This window comes from Dorea sp. AM10-31 (genome assembly GCF_003435815.1).
GTDB lineage: Bacteria > Bacillota > Clostridia > Lachnospirales > Lachnospiraceae > Dorea_D > Dorea_D hominis.
The window spans coordinates 37,844-56,231 of the sequence record NZ_QTUV01000007.1; the positions used below are offsets into that span (position 1 = coordinate 37,844).

Annotated in this window: 17 protein-coding genes; 11 read left to right on the forward strand and 6 right to left on the reverse strand. The window is 42.0% G+C overall.

The annotated features are described in order from the left end of the window. Positions 1-75: 75 nt before the first annotated feature. From hpf to typA, 4 genes are all read right to left on the reverse strand, one after another. The gene (hpf, locus tag DW125_RS10605) at positions 76-609 is read right to left on the reverse strand and encodes a ribosome hibernation-promoting factor, HPF/YfiA family (protein WP_021859555.1); all 534 of its coding nucleotides are present in this window, start codon (positions 607-609) and stop codon (positions 76-78) included. A 101-nt stretch (positions 610-710) separates the two neighbouring features. Further along, positions 711-1,325 (reverse strand): phosphate-starvation-inducible PsiE family protein, encoded by a 615-nt coding sequence (locus DW125_RS10610; protein ID WP_021859556.1) that lies wholly within the window; start codon positions 1,323-1,325, stop codon positions 711-713. Positions 1,326-1,337: 12 nt separating this feature from the next. Then, positions 1,338-2,225, reverse strand: a complete 888-nt coding sequence (locus DW125_RS10615; protein WP_117538106.1) for a phosphatase PAP2 family protein — start codon at positions 2,223-2,225, stop codon at positions 1,338-1,340. Further along, positions 2,222-4,048, reverse strand: a complete 1,827-nt coding sequence (typA, locus tag DW125_RS10620; protein ID WP_117538107.1) for a translational GTPase TypA — start codon at positions 4,046-4,048, stop codon at positions 2,222-2,224. Before typA ends, DW125_RS10615 begins: the two co-directional genes overlap by 4 nt. 175 nt (positions 4,049-4,223) lie before the next feature. Between typA and DW125_RS10625 the strand changes: the two genes are divergently transcribed. The 10 genes from DW125_RS10625 to DW125_RS10670 all read left to right on the forward strand — a co-directional run bounded on the left by DW125_RS10625 (position 4,224) and on the right by DW125_RS10670 (position 16,566). Further along, positions 4,224-4,853: a single-stranded DNA-binding protein gene (locus tag DW125_RS10625; protein ID WP_117538108.1), complete on the forward strand. Its 630-nt coding sequence runs from the start codon at positions 4,224-4,226 to the stop codon at positions 4,851-4,853. A 115-nt stretch (positions 4,854-4,968) separates the two neighbouring features. Then, entirely contained in the window at positions 4,969-5,859 is an 891-nt protein-coding gene (dapA, locus tag DW125_RS10630; protein ID WP_117538109.1) for a 4-hydroxy-tetrahydrodipicolinate synthase, read from the forward strand. 109 nt (positions 5,860-5,968) lie between these two features. After that, complete coding sequence (gene dapB, locus DW125_RS10635; RefSeq protein WP_021859561.1) at positions 5,969-6,727, forward strand: 4-hydroxy-tetrahydrodipicolinate reductase; 759 nt, start codon at positions 5,969-5,971, stop codon at positions 6,725-6,727. A gap of 15 nt (positions 6,728-6,742) precedes the next feature. Then, positions 6,743-8,695, forward strand: coding sequence for a fructose-1,6-bisphosphatase (locus tag DW125_RS10640; RefSeq protein ID WP_117538110.1), 1,953 nt, complete (start codon positions 6,743-6,745; stop codon positions 8,693-8,695). A 155-nt stretch (positions 8,696-8,850) separates the two neighbouring features. Then, positions 8,851-9,192 carry a hypothetical protein gene (locus tag DW125_RS10645; RefSeq protein WP_021859563.1) on the forward strand — a complete coding sequence of 114 codons (342 nt, stop codon included), beginning with the start codon at positions 8,851-8,853 and terminating at the stop codon, positions 9,190-9,192. A gap of 291 nt (positions 9,193-9,483) precedes the next feature. After that, on the forward strand, positions 9,484-10,257 hold the full coding sequence (hisA, locus tag DW125_RS10650) for a phosphoribosylformimino-5-aminoimidazole carboxamide ribotide isomerase (protein WP_117538111.1): 774 nt from the start codon (positions 9,484-9,486) through the stop codon (positions 10,255-10,257). 107 nt (positions 10,258-10,364) lie between these two features. Then, positions 10,365-12,929 carry a preprotein translocase subunit SecA gene (gene secA, locus DW125_RS10655; protein WP_117538112.1) on the forward strand — a complete coding sequence of 855 codons (2,565 nt, stop codon included), beginning with the start codon at positions 10,365-10,367 and terminating at the stop codon, positions 12,927-12,929. 62 nt (positions 12,930-12,991) lie between these two features. Next, a protein-coding gene (gene prfB, locus DW125_RS10660) for a peptide chain release factor 2 (protein ID WP_117538113.1) occupies positions 12,992-14,099 on the forward strand; the annotation gives its coding sequence in 2 pieces (ribosomal slippage) (positions 12,992-13,066 and positions 13,068-14,099; 1,107 coding nt in all). Between the two features lie 11 nt (positions 14,100-14,110). Continuing rightward, a complete protein-coding gene (locus DW125_RS10665) occupies positions 14,111-15,340 on the forward strand; it encodes a homoserine dehydrogenase (RefSeq protein ID WP_117538114.1) in 1,230 nt (409 codons plus the stop codon). Between the two features lie 17 nt (positions 15,341-15,357). Next, entirely contained in the window at positions 15,358-16,566 is a 1,209-nt protein-coding gene (locus tag DW125_RS10670; protein WP_117538115.1) for an aspartate kinase, read from the forward strand. Positions 16,567-16,573: 7 nt separating this feature from the next. Here DW125_RS10670 and DW125_RS10675 read toward each other — a convergent pair whose 3' ends face one another. After that, positions 16,574-16,972 (reverse strand): helix-turn-helix domain-containing protein, encoded by a 399-nt coding sequence (locus tag DW125_RS10675; protein ID WP_021859569.1) that lies wholly within the window; start codon positions 16,970-16,972, stop codon positions 16,574-16,576. 111 nt (positions 16,973-17,083) lie between these two features. After that, entirely contained in the window at positions 17,084-17,533 is a 450-nt protein-coding gene (locus tag DW125_RS10680) for a CYTH domain-containing protein (RefSeq protein WP_021859570.1), read from the reverse strand. A 132-nt stretch (positions 17,534-17,665) separates the two neighbouring features. On the opposite strand from DW125_RS10680, the gene DW125_RS10685 reads away from it, so the two are divergent. After that, positions 17,666-18,217, forward strand: a complete 552-nt coding sequence (locus DW125_RS10685; RefSeq protein WP_117538116.1) for a DJ-1 family glyoxalase III — start codon at positions 17,666-17,668, stop codon at positions 18,215-18,217. Positions 18,218-18,388 lie beyond the last annotated feature (171 nt).

Below are 18,388 nucleotides of genomic sequence, written 5' to 3' on the forward strand. Positions count from 1 at the left end.
CATAAGAATAAGGGAAGCGGGTGGTAATGTGAACATTACCACCCGCTTCCCTTATTCTATGTCTTGCTCGTAGCTTTATGAAAACTCTGGTTCTATCAATCCGAAAGAGCCGTTTTTGCGTTTGTAGACTACGTTGACTTCTTCGGTCTCTGCGTTGCAGAATACGTAGAAATCGTGTCCGAGCAGTTCCATCTGGATGCATGCATCTTCCGGATACATTGGTTTGATGCCGAATTTCTTTGTGCGGACGATCTTGATCTCGTCTTCATCTGTATTCTCTGCGGTATCGAAAAATTCCTGTTTAAAGTTGCCGCCTTCCTGCTGTCTGGCAACAAGTTTGTTCTTATATTTGCGAAGCTGGCGTTCAATAACCTCTTCGACAAGATCGATGGATACATACATGTCACTGCTGACTTGTTCGGAACGGATAATTGTACCTTTTACAGGGATTGTAACTTCAATTTTTTGATGTTCTTTCTGTACGCTTAAGGTTACGTGAATTTCCGTCTCTGGAGTGAAGTACCTTTCTAATTTTCCTAACTTACTTTCTACAGCTTGTTTTAAGCCTGGTGTTACATCGATGTTTTTTCCGATAATGATAAACTTCATGATGCTCAACTCCTTTTTGACATTTTTCAGATATATAAAATCTGACAATTTCTACACAGAAAGAAATATATCTGATATATTTAGTATAACATGTTTGTTGACTATTGTATAGCATGAATTACTTCAATTCTGGAAATTTTTCCATTATGCATTTTTGCAACACGAAGTCCGCAGTTTGAATAGTAGGCGCAGGCACCGACACCGATATCGGTTTCTCCTTTTTTCAGGCTTTCTTCCAGAATATCTCGAAGTGTGGCAGTATCTTCTTCGTAAGGAAGCGAGATACCCAGAAGTTTATTAGCAAGTTTTACTTTCGTCGTTGCGCGCAAAATAGTTTCGTTTGGAATATCAAATTCACAGAACAGATATTTCCTTGTTGCAAATAAAACAGCAATCGCACATACGCCGATCAGGCTAGAATAGCTGGAAGAGTGATCGATGATGATCTGTCTTGCAATCGCAAAGATCAGAACTTCAAATACAGTCGCCGGTGTATGATAATAAACCATGCGGATAAGCTCCACTCCGATGATCAGATTAAAACAGGTTTCCAGCAGATCGTCATAGTTTGGCCACGTATTCAGATCCGGAACATTGGCAAGTGATGTGGCGATCCGCACGCATAATAAAATAATACCGGCAGCCAGCATCAAAGCAATGAAAAGTTCCAGAATTTCGGTCAGTCGTTTTAAAAAATTGGCAATGATTGTTCGCATAAAATTCTCCTCTTAGTGTTTGCTGTATTTGGTAAACAGATAAGGATAAAAATAAATGATCCATAACAGCAGTATAAAATATTCGGCGGATTTTGCCAAGATAGAAGAGCCGAAAATAAAAGAGATGATGAGTTTCACGCAAAGTGTCAGTAGTATACCAATGATAAATTTCAAAATCTGACCTTTTCCGGAGCAGGTATCCGGTTGAAAGTCCAGATGTGTGCGTTCAAGATACCAGCCCAGGGCAAAGCCCAGTCCGGCTCCGGCAGCTTTGAAGCAGTCCATTGCGTATTTCAAAGCAATCATCTGTCCATGATATAAATACCATGCATAGCCGGCGAGAGCGAATGCGAGTATACCGAGCAGGACAGAAATCTGTGCGGTGCAAGTAGTAACATTTTCAAGTTTTGAACGGAAATGCCAGAAAACGGATGCAATGATAATGGACAGACCCATAGATACGAAAACATCCTTTGGTGTGTGACATCCGAGATACATTCTGGAAAAACCAACACATAAAAATGCGAGTATAAACAGTATTTTTGCCCATGTTTTTTTGGCACGGAGAGCTAACGGGAAGAAGAGACATGTAGCCCCTTGAGTATGGCCGCTTGGGAAGGAATATCCGGTGGCGGCAGGAATTGCACTTTTTACAGCTTTAAATTCTGGATCCAGAATCCATGGTCTTGGAATCCGGAAAGTGATCTTTAACGCCTGCACACAGAATCCTGCTGTGAAATAAGTAAAGCCCAGATAATAAGCAAAGCGCTTATCCGCGCACCAGTACAGTGCGCAGATAACCGCTATGATTAATAGTTCCTGACCAAAATAAGTGACAAATTGCATGATTTCGTTGAAAAACGGTGTTCGAATATTTTCTAATTGCCACAAAAAGATCATGATCGATTTCCTCTTTTTCTCATCTTTGGATCCAGAATCTTTTTACGGATTCTTAAGTTTTTCGGAGTTACTTCCAGTAATTCGTCTGTGTCGATGAAGTCCAGTGCCTGCTCCAGACTTAATACTTTCGGAGGTGTCAGACGAAGTGCTTCATCTGCACTGGAGGAACGGGTATTGGTAAGATGTTTGGTCTTACATACATTGACTTCGATATCGTCTGTTTTTGCATTTTCTCCGATAACCATACCGGAATATACTTTTTCGCCGGCACCGATGAACAGCACACCGCGTTCCTGGGCACTGAACAGTCCGTAAGTTACAGATTCGCCTGTCTCAAATGCGATCAGAGAGCCCTGCTTACGGTAAGTGATGTCTCCCTTGTACGGAGCATAGCCGTCAAATGCAGTATTGATGATACCATTTCCTTTTGTATCTGTTAAGAATTCTCCACGGTATCCGATCAGACCACGTGCCGGAATACGGAATTCCAGACGGGTATATCCGCCACCGGTTGCACCCATGTTCTGCAGCTCACCTTTACGCTGGCTTAATTTGTCGATGACAGTTCCGGTAAATTCGTCCGGCACATCGATATAAGCTGTCTCCATAGGCTCTAATAATTTACCTTTTTCGTCTTTCTTATAAAGAACTTCTGCTTTGCTGACTGCAAATTCATAACCTTCACGGCGCATATTCTCAATTAGAACGGATAAATGAAGTTCGCCACGTCCGGATACTTTGAAGCTGTCCATGTTCTCGGTATCTTCTACACGAAGGCTGACATCTGTGTTCAGCTCGCGGAACAGACGATCACGTAAGTGACGGGAAGTAACGTATTTTCCCTCCTGTCCGGCAAACGGACTGTCGTTAACGATGAAGTTCATGGAAATCGTTGGCTCTGAAATCTTCTGGAACGGAATTGCGTTCGGAGCTTCCGGAGAACAGAGTGTATCACCGATGGAAATATCAGAAATACCGGAGATTGCAACGATAGATCCAATCGTAGCTTCTTTTACTTCTACTTTGTTCAGACCGTCAAATTCATAAAGTTTGCTGATTTTTACTTTTTCCTGTTTGTCAGGATCATGATGGTTTACAAGAACCATATCTTGATTTACACGGATTGTACCGTTATCAACTTTGCCGACACCGATTCTTCCGACATATTCATTGTAATCGATTGTACTGATCAGTACCTGCGTCGGAGCTTCCGGATCACCTTCCGGAGCCGGGATATACTCTAAGATTGTCTCAAAAAGAGGCTTCATATCTTTCTCTTCATCAGAGAGATCCAGAACTGCAACACCTGCTTTTGCAGAAGCGTAAACGAACGGACAGTCTAATTGTTCATCTGAAGCATCCAGATCCATGAACAGTTCAAGAACTTCGTCGATAACTTCATCCGGTCTTGCTTCCGGACGGTCGATCTTATTGATACATACGATAACCGGAAGTTCCAGTTCCAGTGCCTTTCTTAGAACGAATTTGGTCTGTGGCATAGCACCTTCAAATGCATCTACAACGAGGACAACGCCGTTTACCATTTTTAAAACACGTTCTACCTCGCCACCGAAATCAGCATGCCCCGGTGTGTCGATAATGTTGATCTTTGTATTTTTATAATAGACTGCTGTGTTTTTGGAAAGGATTGTGATTCCACGCTCACGTTCAATATCGTTGGAATCCATAACACGTTCTTCCACTTCCTGGTTTTCACGGAATACACCGCTTTGCTTCAATAATTCGTCAACCAATGTCGTTTTACCGTGATCGACATGGGCAATGATTGCTATATTACGTACATCTTCGCGTTTTGTCTTCATACGAACCTTCCTTTTCTCTTCCTATTAACATATAATTTTCCATTTTTCATTGTACAACTTTATTAGTTTATCATATTTTATAGAATTTACAAGTATTTAGTTCTAAAAGCATTCCGACTTTCATAAATTATGGTATGACTCAAAATACGATTCAGAGGAAGGAGAATGTAAAATTATGTCAGATAAGGTTATTGAAAACAATCAGGTAACAATTATGGGAGAAGTTGTATCAGGCTTTACATTCAGCCACGAAGTGTTCGGTGAGGGCTTTTATATGGTAGATGTTGATGTGAAGCGTCTGAGCAATTCCAGGGACCGGATACCGGTAATGGTATCGGAACGACTGGTCGATGTGAGCCAGGATTATGAAGGGGAATATCTGATGATCTGTGGACAGTTTCGCTCTTACAACCGCCATGAGGAACAGAAAAACAGACTTGTACTGTCCGTGTTCGCCAGAGAAGTTACATTTATTGAAGAAGAGCCGGATGGAGCGCGGACAAACAATATCTTGCTGGACGGCTATATCTGTAAACTGCCGGTATACCGTAAAACTCCGCTCGGAAGAGAAATTGCAGATCTTCTGCTTGCGGTGAACCGTCCATATGGAAAATCAGATTACATACCGTGTATCTGCTGGGGAAGAAATGCAAGATTTGCCTCTGCTTTTGAAGTGGGAGAGCATGTGCAGATCCTTGGGAGAATCCAGAGTCGGGAATATGTAAAGAAACTTTCAGAGACAGAAACCCAGAAACGCATAGCATATGAAGTTTCGGTAAGCAAACTGGAATGTGTGGGAATTTGATGGAAAATGAGAGAAAATGACAAAGTACCTGTAAAGGGGGAAAGAGTTTCATTGACATCATATTTGAATGGTGATAAAATTCTGTTAATAACGAAATGCAGTCAGGAGGATATGTATGTCTATTTTTACAGGTGCAGGTGTAGCCATCGTTACACCATTTAACAGCGACGAAACCATTAATTATAATAAACTTGATGAATTGCTTGATTATCATTGTACACACGGTACGGATGCGATCATTATCTGCGGAACGACCGGAGAATCTGCTACAATGACGGAAGAAGAGCATATGCAGTGTGTGAAATTTGCTATTGACCGTGTGAAAGGCAGAATCCCGGTAATTGCCGGAACTGGTTCTAATTGCACAAGAACAGCCATCGACATGTCAAAAGAGGCGGCAGATTATGGCGCAGATGGTCTGTTACTGGTAACACCTTATTATAATAAGGCGACACAGGCAGGACTGATCGGTCACTATACAGCAGTAGCCAAAGAAGCAAAAGCTCCGATTATCATGTACAGCGTTGCAAGCAGAACCGGATGCAATATTGAACCGGCAACGGTTGCAGAGCTTGTTAAGAATGTAGATAATATCGTAGCTGTAAAAGAAGCGTCTGGCAATATTTCACAGGTTGCGAAGATCATGGCTCTGACAGATGGAAATATTGATTTATATTCCGGTAATGATGACCAGATCGTGCCGATGTTGTCACTGGGAGCCAAAGGTGTTATTTCTGTGCTGTCTAATGTTGCGCCGCAGGAAACACATGATATCTGCAAGAAGTTCTTTAATGGAGATGTAAAAGGGAGTGCAGCACTTCAGCTGAAAGCACTGCCTCTTATTGAGCAACTGTTCTGTGAAGTGAACCCGATTCCGGTTAAGAAAGCAATGCAGCTTATGGGAGTTGAGTGTGGACCGCTTCGCATGCCGCTTACAGAGATCTCTAAAGAGCATGAACAGGCGCTGGCAAAAGCAATGAAAGATTTCGGAATTCAATTAGCATAAGATACATATTGTGCAGAATATGTGAAAAGGATATCATTGGTTGCTTACTGGCACCAGTTGTGATATCCTTTTTCTATGACAATCGTGGGAACATACAGGAGGAAATAAAATGGTACGAGCAATCATGCATGGATGCAATGGACATATGGGACAGGTAATTACGGGACTTATTAAAGCCGACGAAGGAATCGAGCTTGTTGCAGGAATTGATAAATATACAGGAATCGCCAATGATTATCCGGTTTTTGAAAGCCTGGAAAAATGCGATGTGGAAGCAGATGTGATCATTGATTTTTCTAACGCGGCAGCAGCAGATGCTCTGCTTACATACTGCGAAGAGAAAAAAATGCCGGTTGTTCTCTGCACGACAGGTCTTTCAGAAGAACAACTTGCAAAGATTCCAGAAGCAGCAAAGAAAACAGCAGTTTTAAAATCTGCAAATATGTCTCTTGGTATCAATCTTCTGATGAAATTATTAAAAGAAGCAACCAAAGTTCTTGCACCGGCAGGATATGATATGGAGATTGTTGAAAAGCATCACAACCAGAAGCTGGACGCACCGAGCGGAACAGCAATTGCGCTTGCGGATTCTATGAATGAAGCAATGGATGAAGCATATCATTATGTATATGACAGAAGCCAGGAGCGTAAGAAACGTGATACAAAAGAGATTGGGATTTCAGCAGTCCGTGGCGGTACGATTGTAGGGGAACATGAAGTACTGTTTGCCGGAACTGATGAAGTAATAGAATTTAAGCATACAGCATATTCCAAGACAATCTTTGGAAAAGGTGCCGTGGAAGCTGCCAAATTTCTGGCAGGTAAACCGGCAGGGCTGTATGACATGTCGGATGTCATTCAGTTTTAATTATGGGAGGAGTTTATGAAAGAATTAAAAGAACGTTATCTGGAGAGACTTTCTGAGCTGTACCCGACCATCGCTAAGGCATCAACGGAGATTATTAATCTTCAGGCAATTTTGAATCTTCCGAAAGGAACCGAACATTTCCTGACGGATATTCACGGAGAATATGAGGCGTTTTCACATGTGCTGAAGAACGGCTCAGGTTCTGTGCGCCGTAAAATTGATGATGTATTTGGAAATACTTTGAGTAGCAGAGACAAACAATCTCTGGCTACTCTTATTTATTATCCAAAAGAAAAGATGGATCGGATCAGACAGACCGAAGAGAGTATGGAGGACTGGTACAAGATTACATTGTACCGGTTAATTGAAGTGTGTAAATGCGCAGCAAGCAAATACACAAGATCAAAAGTGCGAAAGGCACTGCCGAAAGAATTTGCTTATGTGATCGAGGAGCTGATTACGGTGCGTCCGGAAGTTTCGGACAAAGAGTCGTATTATAACTCCATTGTAAGCACGATCATCGGAATTGGCAGAGCAGAACCTTTTATTGTGGCGCTTAGTGAGCTGATCCAGAGACTGACGGTGGATCACCTGCATATTGTAGGAGATGTATATGACAGAGGTCCGGGACCGCACATCATCATGGACAAATTAAAGAATTATCATTCCGTAGACATTCAGTGGGGGAATCATGATGTACTGTGGATGGGGGCAGCTGCCGGGCAGCGTGGCTGTATCGCAAATGTGATCCGTATCTGCGCAAGATATGGCAATCTGGATATTCTGGAGGATGGATATGGGATCAACCTGCTTCCGCTTGCGACATTTGCACTTCGGGTATATAAGGATGATCCGTGTGAATGTTTCAAATTAAAAGGAGAGCAGAATAGAGACATCAATGAAAAACAGCTTGAGATACGGATGCACAAAGCAATGTCGGTTATTCAATTTAAAGTGGAAGGACAGATTATCAAAAAGAATCCGGGATTTCATCTGGAGGATCGCAATCTGTTAGACAAGATCGATTATGAACGTGGTGTTATAACTCTGGATGGAAAAGAATATGAGATGCTGGATATAAATTTTCCGACAATCGATCCGAAACATCCATATGCGCTCAGCAAAGACGAGGAAGAGATCATGTCGCGGCTTGAAAGTGCATTTTTAAACTGTGAGAAACTGCAGGATCATATGCGCTTTCTGTTGAACAAGGGTGGACTCTACAAAGTCTATAATGGAAATCTGCTCTATCATGGCTGTGTTCCGCTTAAAGAGGACGGAACATTGAAAAGTGTACGGCTGTACGGCAGATCCTACAAAGGAAAGAGTCTGTATGAAGTGTTGGAAAGCTATGTGCGAAAAGGATTTTATGCATTAAATAAGAGGGAAAAAGAGCGGGGAAAGGACATGATGTGGTATATCTGGTTGAGTGAAAATTCCCCGTTGTTTGGAAAAGATAAAATGGCAACATTTGAACGTTATTTCCTTGCTGAAAAAGAGACGCATAAAGAAAAGAAAAACCCATATTATAATTTGCTTGAAAATGAAAAAGTAATCAATATGATTCTGAAAGAATTTGGACTGACCGAAGAGAGTGCACATATCATTAACGGGCATGTGCCGGTGAAAGCGATTACGGGAGAAAGCCCGATCAAATGTAACGGAAAAGTGCTTGTGATCGATGGCGGATTTTCCAGAGCCTATCAGAAACAGACCGGCATTGCAGGATATACGTTGATCTATAATTCTTACGGACTGATTCTTGCGGCGCATGAACCGTTTGAATCAACAGAAGCAGCGATTGAAAAAGAAAGCGACATCCATTCAGACAGCGTTGTTGTAAAACGTGTGCTGGAGAGAAAGCTGGTAGGAGATACTGATATAGGTCAGGAGTTAAAAGAACAGATTGAAGATCTGAAAATGCTTCTTCAGGCATACAGAAGCGGTGAGATTACAGAGCGTATGTAATGTGAAAACAATGCTGATTGTAAAACTGTGACATAGATGTAAAATAATCCCAGAATCGTGAAAGTATAGAATCTGCAAAAATGTAAATATTACATGATAACAAGTATTACTTGATAAATAGATAAATATACAGGAACGAAAGGGAGAATGAAAATATGAGACAGTTGAGAAGATGTATGCTGGTAGTGTTGTGTGTCTGCGTGATGGGTGCACTGACAGGCTGTGGAAATGACAATGCAGATAATAAGGCTACAGACTACAATGGTGATCGTACAAATGATGCGACAAATGGAACAGCAGACGATACGAAAAATGATGATGGAGTCGCAGATGAGATTGGTGATGATATTGAAGACGGAGCTGAAGACATCAAAGATGATGTAGAAGATGGCTTTGACGGCACAGATAACAATGCAGATCAGAAGACAGATAAAGCAACAGACAAAAAGACAACGGATCAGAAGACAGACAAAACAACAAAAAAAGATAAGAAATAATGAGACAGCACACCGCCTTTTCTTTTTTTTGAAAAGGCGGTGTGCTATAATAATGCAATGATACCAAGGTCAAAAGGTCGAAAGCCGCATGAGCTTGCTCATAAGTGGCTGTATGACCTTGGGACCTGCCCCAATATGAGCATAAAAGTGGGATTGTGATCCCACGATATGCGAATAGTGGGCAGAATTGTGAGAGTGCGTAGCACGGAACAATTCGTGGGTATCATTATTAAATGTAGTTGGGCTTTATCCACTAGTAGTGTAATCGTAAAGAAGGAGTGACGCAGATTTATGAGATTCAGACCATGTATTGACATTCATAATGGAAAAGTAAAACAAATCGTAGGCGGAAGCTTAAGAGACGAAGGTAATCAGGCAACAGAAAATTTTGCGTCTGAAATGGATGCGGATTATTACGCAGATTTATACAGGAAAGATAGCTTGAAAGGCGGGCATATCATATTGCTGAATCCGCCTTCTTCCGAATATTATAAGAAGACACTGGAACAGGCAGAAAAAGCATTACGGGCATATCCCGGCGGGATGCAGATCGGCGGTGGGGTTACGGCGGAGAATGCTTCCGGCTATATTAAAAAAGGTGCAAGCCATGTAATCGTAACTTCTTATGTATTTAAAGGTGGTAAGATCCGCTGGGATGCGCTGGAGAAGCTGAAAAGAGAAGTAGGAAAAGAACATGTAGTCATTGATGTAAGCTGCCGGAAAAAAGATGGGCAGTATTACATTGTGACAGACCGGTGGCAGACATTTACAGATGTTGTCCTGAATGAACAGATATTAAAGGAACTGGCGGAATACAGTGATGAATTCCTTGTGCATGGTGTGGATGTAGAGGGAAAGGCAGCCGGTGTGGACAAGCATCTGGCTGAACTTCTCGGCAGATATCATGGCAATCCGGTTACATATGCGGGGGGGATCGGAAGCATGGAGGATTTAGAGCAATTTGCGCATCTGACAAAAGGATGTCTGGACTTTACAATCGGCAGTGCCCTTGATCTTTTTGGCGGAACGCTTCCGTATGAAAAAGTCCGGAAATATCGTTCGTAAAGGAAGTGTTACCAGTTTGTAAACACTTTATAAATTGGTTGAATTGAGATTCGGATAGTGCTAGAATAAAATTTGAGTAAATTTACAAATAAGGAGTATATATCAACATGGGTTTTATACAGAAAATATTTGGAACACACAGTGAACATGAGCTGAAGAGAATTTATCCGATCGCAGATGCGGTTGAGGCGTTAGAACCGCAGATGCAGAGCCTGTCAGATGAAGAATTAAGAGCGAAGACAAAAGAATTCAAAGACAGACTTGCTGGCGGAGAAACATTAGATGATATCCTTCCAGAGGCATTTGCAGTTGTGCGTGAAGCAGCATACCGTACTCTGGGAATGAAGCCATACAGAGTACAGATCATCGGTGGTATTGTCCTGCATCAGGGACGTATCGCAGAGATGAAGACTGGTGAAGGAAAGACACTTGTATCAACGTTGCCGGCATATCTGAATGCGCTGACCGGTGAAGGTGTGCAGATCGTAACAGTCAATGATTATCTGGCAAAGCGTGATGCTGAGTGGATGGGACAGGTTCATGAGTTTCTTGGACTGACCGTAGGCGTAGTTCTGAATGAGATGGACAATGACGAGCGAAGAGATGCATATAACTGCGATATCACATATGTAACGAACAATGAACTTGGATTTGATTATCTGAGAGATAACATGGTAATTTACAAGGAACAGCTTGTACAGAGAGGTATGAAATTTGCCATTATCGATGAGGTTGACTCGGTATTGATCGATGAAGCAAGAACTCCGCTTATTATTTCCGGACAGAGTGGCAAATCTACAAAGCTTTACGAAGCGTGTGATATTCTCGCACGTCAGTTAGAACGTGGTGAAGCTAGTGGGGAGTTCTCCAAAATGAATGCAATCCTTGGTGAAGATATTGAAGAGACCGGAGATTTCATTGTTAACGAGAAAGAAAAGAACATCAACCTTACAGAAGATGGTGTGAAGAAAGTAGAGAAGTTCTTCCATATTGAGAACCTGGCAGATGCAGAAAACCTGGAGATCCAGCATAATATTATTCTGGCACTGCGTGCACACAATCTGATGTTTCGTGACAAAGACTATGTTGTAAAAGATGATGAAGTACTGATCGTTGATGAGTTCACCGGACGTATTATGCCGGGACGTCGTTATTCTGACGGACTTCATCAGGCGATTGAAGCGAAAGAGCATGTAAAAGTTAAGAGAGAGAGTAAGACTCTTGCGACGATTACGTTCCAGAATTTATTTAACAAATATGAGAAGAAGTCCGGTATGACAGGTACTGCTCTGACAGAGGAGAAGGAGTTCCGTGAGATTTACGGAATGGATGTTGTAGAGATTCCTACAAATAAACCGGTTATCCGGAAGGATCTGGAAGATGCTGTATACAAAACAGAAAAGGAAAAATTCAAAGCTGTATGTGATGCAATCGAAGAAGCGCATGCAAAACATCAGCCGGTACTGGTTGGTACGATTACAATTGAGAATTCCGAACTTCTCAGTGGTATGCTAAAACGTCGTGGAATCAAGCACAATGTATTAAATGCGAAATTCCATGAACTGGAAGCTGAGATTGTTGCACAGGCAGGTATCCATGATGCAGTTACGATCGCAACAAACATGGCTGGTCGTGGTACGGATATTAAACTGGACGATGAAGCCAGAGAAGCAGGCGGACTGAAGATTATCGGGACAGAGCGTCATGAATCCAGACGTATTGATAATCAGCTTCGTGGACGTTCGGGACGTCAGGGAGACCCGGGAGAATCCAGATTCTATATTTCACTGGAAGATGATCTGATGCGTTTGTTCGGATCTGAACGTCTGATGAGTGTATTTAATGCACTTGGTGTAGAAGAAGGAGAACAGATACAGCATAAGATGTTATCCAGTGCGATTCAGAAAGCACAGGAGAAGATCGAGAGTAACAACTTCGGAATCCGTAAAAATCTGTTAGAGTATGATCAGGTAATGAACGAGCAGAGAGAGATCATTTATGAAGAAAGAAGACATGTACTGGATGGAGACAACATGCGTGATTCTATTTTCCATATGATGAATGATTATATTGAGAATACTGTAGATATGATCGTAAGTCCGGATCAGGATTATGAAGAGTTTAATCTGGTAGAACTGAACCGCAATATCTTAGAGACAATTCCAATGGAACCTCTGGCACCGGAAGATGTCAAGGGACTGTCACCGAAGAAGCTGAAACATCTGTTAAAAGAGCGTGCAGCAAAAGCATACGAAGTAAAAGAGGCGGAGTATCAGGAACCAGAACAGGTACGTGAGATCGAGCGTGTGATCCTGCTTAAGGTTATTGATGCAAAATGGATGGATCATATCGATGATATGGATCAGCTCCGTCAGGGAATTGGTCTGCAGGCTTATGGACAGAGAGATCCGAAGGTAGAATATAAGATGATCGGATATGAGATGTTCGGCGAGATGACACAGAGCATCTCTGCTGACACCGTACGTGCACTGTTCCATGTAAGGCTGGAAGAAAAAGTAGAACGTGAACAGGTTGCACAGGTTACAGGAACGAATAAAGACGATTCCGCAGCACATACTCCGAAGAAGAGAGCAGAGAAAAAGGTATATCCAAACGATCCGTGTCCGTGTGGAAGCGGTAAGAAATACAAACAGTGTTGTGGCAGAAAGTAAGAGCCACAGCCTGTAAACAGAATACAAAAATGAGAATATAAAAAGAAAGAGGTGAAGCAAAAGTGGTTGAATTAGATCAGCTTAAGAGCATTTATAATGCTTACGAAGAACCTCTTGCCGAGATGAGGGATTCACTTTGACGTCGCCGGCAAGGAGAAAAGGATCGAAGAGCTGGAGCGCAAGGTAGAGGAACCGGATTTCTGGAATGATCCGGAAGAATCCCAGAAGATTATGAAAGAACTGAAGGATCTGAAAGAACTTACAGAGAAGATCCGCACGCTTTATACCGGATATGAAGATGTGGCGATTCTTTTGGAAATGGGATATGAAGAAGAGGATCCTTCTATAGTGAAAGAAATTGAACAGGAATGGAAGAAGTTCGAAACGCTTTTTGAAGAACTTCGTATCCAGACATTGTTGTCAGGTGAATATGATTCCTGCAATGCGATCATGACGATTCACGCAGGCGCCGGAGGAACCGAATCCTGTGACTGGGCAGGTATGCTCTATCGTATGTATAACCGCTGGGCAGAACAGAGAGGGTTCGCGTTAAAAGTACTGGATTATCTGGATGGAGATATTACCGGAATTAAGACAGTAACGTTTGAAGTGAATGGTGAGAATGCCTATGGCTATTTGAAATCTGAAAAAGGCGTACACCGTCTGGTTCGTATTTCGCCGTTTAATTCGGCTGGGAAACGGCAGACATCATTTGCTTCCTGTGATGTTGTTCCGGACATAGAAGATGATATTGATATTGACATTGCAGACGAGGATCTGAAGATCGACACATACCGTGCCAGCGGTGCGGGTGGTCAGCATGTTAATAAGACATCTTCGGCAATTCGTATTACGCATCTGCCTACCGGGATTGTTGTGCAGTGCCAGAACGAACGCTCGCAGCATCACAACAAAGAAAAAGCGATGCAGATGCTGAAAGCAAAGCTTCAGCTTATGAAAGAGCAGGAACAGGCAGAAAAAGTGTCAGATATCCGTGGTGAGATCAAGGAGATTGGATTTGGAAACCAGATAAGATCTTATGTAATGCAGCCGTATACACTTGTCAAGGATCACAGAACCGGTCAGGAAAACAGTAATGTAAATGCGGTGCTGGATGGGGATATTGACGCATTTATTAATGCATATCTGAAACAGAAAGCGGAAAGATAAAGGAGAGATATATGGTAAATATTGCAGTTTTGGGTTATGGAACCGTAGGCTCCGGTGTCGTAGAAGTAATTGATACAAATGGAGCAGGAATTAATCAGAGAATTGGTGAGAAACTTCAGGTGAAGTATGTCCTGGATCTGAAAGATTTTCCGGGAGATCCGGTGCAGGAGAAGATTGTCCATGATTTTGAGACGATCATACAGGATGAAGAGATTAATATTGTTGTAGAAGTGATGGGGGGAATTGAACCTGCTTATACATTTGTAAAGAGAAGTCTTCTGGCGGGAAAAAGCGTTGCAACTTCAAACAAGGCTCTTGTAGCGAAACACGGTGCAGAGCTGTTGTCGATTGCAAAAGAAAAGAACATTAATTTCCTGTTTGAAGCAAGTGTAGGCGGCGGAATCCCGATCATCCGTCCGCTCAATTCATCTCTGACAGCGGACGAGATTGAGGAGATCACAGGTATTTTAAATGGTACAACAAATTATATGCTGACAAAGATGTTCTATGAAGGAGCTGATTATGACACGGTTCTGAAAGAGGCACAGGCGAATGGTTATGCGGAGCGCAATCCGGAAGCGGATGTGGAAGGATATGATGCCTGCCGTAAAATTGCAATTTTATCTTCTCTGATCAGTGGAAATCAGGTTGACTTTGAAGACATTTACTGTGAAGGAATTACGAAGATCACGACAGAGGATATGAAATACGCCAAGGCAATGGGAACAACGATCAAGCTGCTCGCTTCCAGCAAGAGAGACGGCAGCAGACTGCATGCGATCGTTGCGCCTTGCATGCTTTATCCGGAACATCCACTGTACAATGTAAATGGAGTGTTCAATGCGATTTTTGTACATGGTAATGTTCTTGGTGATGCAATGTTTTATGGAAGCGGTGCCGGTAAACTGCCGACAGCAAGTGCAGTTGTAGCAGATGTTGTAGATGCAGCAAAACACCTGAACCGCAATATTATGACAATGTGGAAACAGGAAAAACTGACGCTGGAAGATAAAGGTGATGCCAAACGCAGATTCTTCATCCGCATGAAAGGTGATGAAGAAGAGATGCGGAAAGATCTGGAATATTCCTTTGGAGAGATCGAAATCGTGAAAGTTCCGGGATTAGAAGGTGAATTTGGAATTGTAACGCCGGTTATGATGGAAGGTGATTATGATACAAGAGCAAACCGGTACAAAGATCAGATCTTACATATGATAAGGATTGAAGATCAGAAAGCATAAGAAAAGAGGGCAAGCGAATGTTAATTGTAAAGAAATTCGGCGGCAGTTCTGTTGCGAATAAAGAACGTATTTTCAATGTTGCCAGACGATGCATTGAAGATTATAAAGCAGGACATGATGTAGTAGTTGTATTATCCGCAATGGGAGATACTACAGATAATCTGATAGAAATGGCACATGATATTAATCCGGCTGCTAAGAAGCGAGAACTGGATATGCTTCTGACAACCGGAGAGCAGGTATCCGTATCGCTTATGGCTATGGCGATGCAGGCACTGGATGTTCCGGCGGTATCCTTGAATGCATTTCAGGTTATGATGCATTCTACATCCAGATATGGAAATGCTCGTTTTAAACGCGTAGATACAGAGCGTATCCAGCATGAACTGGATTCCCGGAAGATTGTTATTGTCACCGGTTTTCAGGGAGTTAACAAATACGATGATATTACGACTCTGGGACGTGGTGGATCTGACACAACAGCAGTTGCGCTAGCTTCAGTTCTTCATGCAGATAAATGCGAGATTTATACAGATGTTGAAGGTGTTTATACAGCAGATCCACGTGTAGTAAAGAATGCAAGAAAACTCGATGTCATCACATATGACGAGATGCTGGAGCTGGCAAGTCTGGGAGCCAAAGTATTGCACAACCGTTCCGTAGAGATGGCAAAGAAATATAATGTAGAATTAGTAGTACGTTCCAGCCTGACAGAGGCAGAAGGAACAGTAGTCAAGGAGGCAGCCAAGATGGAAAAACTGTTAGTAACGGGAGTCGCAGCAGATGCAAATACAGCCAGGATTTCAGTGATCGGTGTAGAAGATAAACCGGGCACGGCATTTGTAATATTTAATACACTTGCAAAGAACAATATTAATGTAGATATTATTCTCCAGTCTGTAGGAAGAGAAGGAACAAAAGATATTTCCTTTACGGTTGCATCAGATGATCTGGATCGTGCACTTGAAATACTGAACGAGAACAAGGAGCGTCTGACGATTCAGGAGATTACTTGTAATAAGAATGTTGCAAAATTATCAGTGGTTGGAGCTGGAATGATGAGTAACCCGGGAGTTGCAGCCAAGATGTTCGAATCTCTCTACAACTCAAGGGTTAATATTAATATGATCTCGACTTCTGAAATCAGAATTACTGTACTGGTAGATGAGAAAGACATCGAGAAAGCGATGAACGCAGTACATGATGGATTCATTATGACGGAATAATCGTCTGTTAAGGTTTGTTTGAAAGAAAACCGGCAAGAATCTGTTTGTTTTCTTCAGAGAGTGCACGATATTTAATAATAAAGTCAAGCTCTTCTCTGGAAAGATAAATGGAATTGCCGGTATTTTTTTCTTTTGCCATAACTACATACGGAATATATTCTTCTCCGGTTTTCAAAGCGCTTGTGTGATAAGTACTCTGAAGATTATCAAGGACCAGTTCATCGATAGAAATCCGATAAAATCTGGATATATGTAACAGCGAATCCAGATCCGGGGTTCGTTTGCTCGTTTCATAATTTGAATAAGCCTGTCTGGAGATATTCAGCAGACTGCTCAGATCATCCTGAGTCAGTTTGTGTTTTGTCCTTAAAAATCGTAAGTTATTAGCAAGCTGTATATTGGACATGGTATCACCTCCGTGCTTGAGTGTATGTTAGTTAGTATAGCAATTTACTAAAAAAATTGCTTTGTTTGCACCGAAATGTTTCAAAAGTGTATTTTAAACAAAAAGTTGCTGCTACATCTTGCTGAGATTGCTGTTGTGGTATTCACCGGAGAAGGTAACATCCTTTCCGAACCAGTCAGGTGCGCAGAAAGTATTGGCACTTGTTTCATCCGGAAATTCTACTTCGGCAAGGATGAGTGGAGCAAGATCTCCTTCGAAGAGATCAAGCTCGATCGTCAGAATATCGGATAAAGGAATCATATACCGCTTCTTGCGAATCAGTCTTCCGTCAATCTTCGGCAACAGATGAAGATATGCTTTTTCTGTAAGCGGAAGATTGTATTCTTCCCTGGTCATAAGACCGGAAGATTTGTAAGTGAGTTCATATTTGTCATTGTCTTTGCGGATACGAATGACGGGGGTTGTGTTTAGATAACCCTGCTCAATGATTCGACAAGAAAAAGAATCCAGACGCAGATGTGCCGGTAAGTGTCGGATTAGATATTTGCGCTCGATTTCCAATAGGAGTCCCCCTTTTTTGATACGACATACAGTTCTGTACTAATGATAATATAGTTTACACAAAAAGTAAACGGTGTTAATATTTATATTGGAAGAAAAATGCAAAAAATACGATGAAAGGAAGAAAAAGGAATGATAAAAGTAAGTGTGTTGCTGGCGGACGGCTTTGAAGAGATCGAAGCGCTGACCGTTGTTGATCTGCTCAGAAGAGCACAGATATATGTAGATACGATTTCTATCATGGAGGATTATACTGTACATGGTGCCCATGGTATTAATATACAGACAGAAGATCTGTTTGAAGAAGTGAACTTTGTGGAATCAGATATGATCGTGTTGCCGGGAGGAATGCCGGGAACAACGAATCTTAATGCACATGAAGGTGTCAGACGCGTAGTAAAGGATTTTGTAGCCGAAGGAAAGCCGATAGCAGCAATCTGTGCAGCTCCGACAGTGCTCGGTAATCTCGGATTATTAAAAGGAAAGAGAATTACCTGCTATCCGGGGGTGGAGACAGAGATCCAGGGAGCGGTTATGCTTCGCACACAGGTAGCAGTGGATGGCAATATTATTACAAGCCGGGGAGTAGGAACGGCGATAGCATTTGCTCTGAAACTAATCGAAGTGCTTGTTGGAGAAGACAAGTCAAGAGAGATTGCAGAAGCAATTGTATATGAAAAATAAAAAGCACCGGGAGGAGCAGAAATATCTGCAGAAAGTGTATAGAAATTCCCGAAAAAACAGTTTTTTTCACAGATAAAAACTAAGGGTGGATATTTGCAAATGTTTGTGTTATAATTCTGTGGTGAATGTTATTTGATATGCCTGTAACAGGCGATCGTTACCCCGTATGGG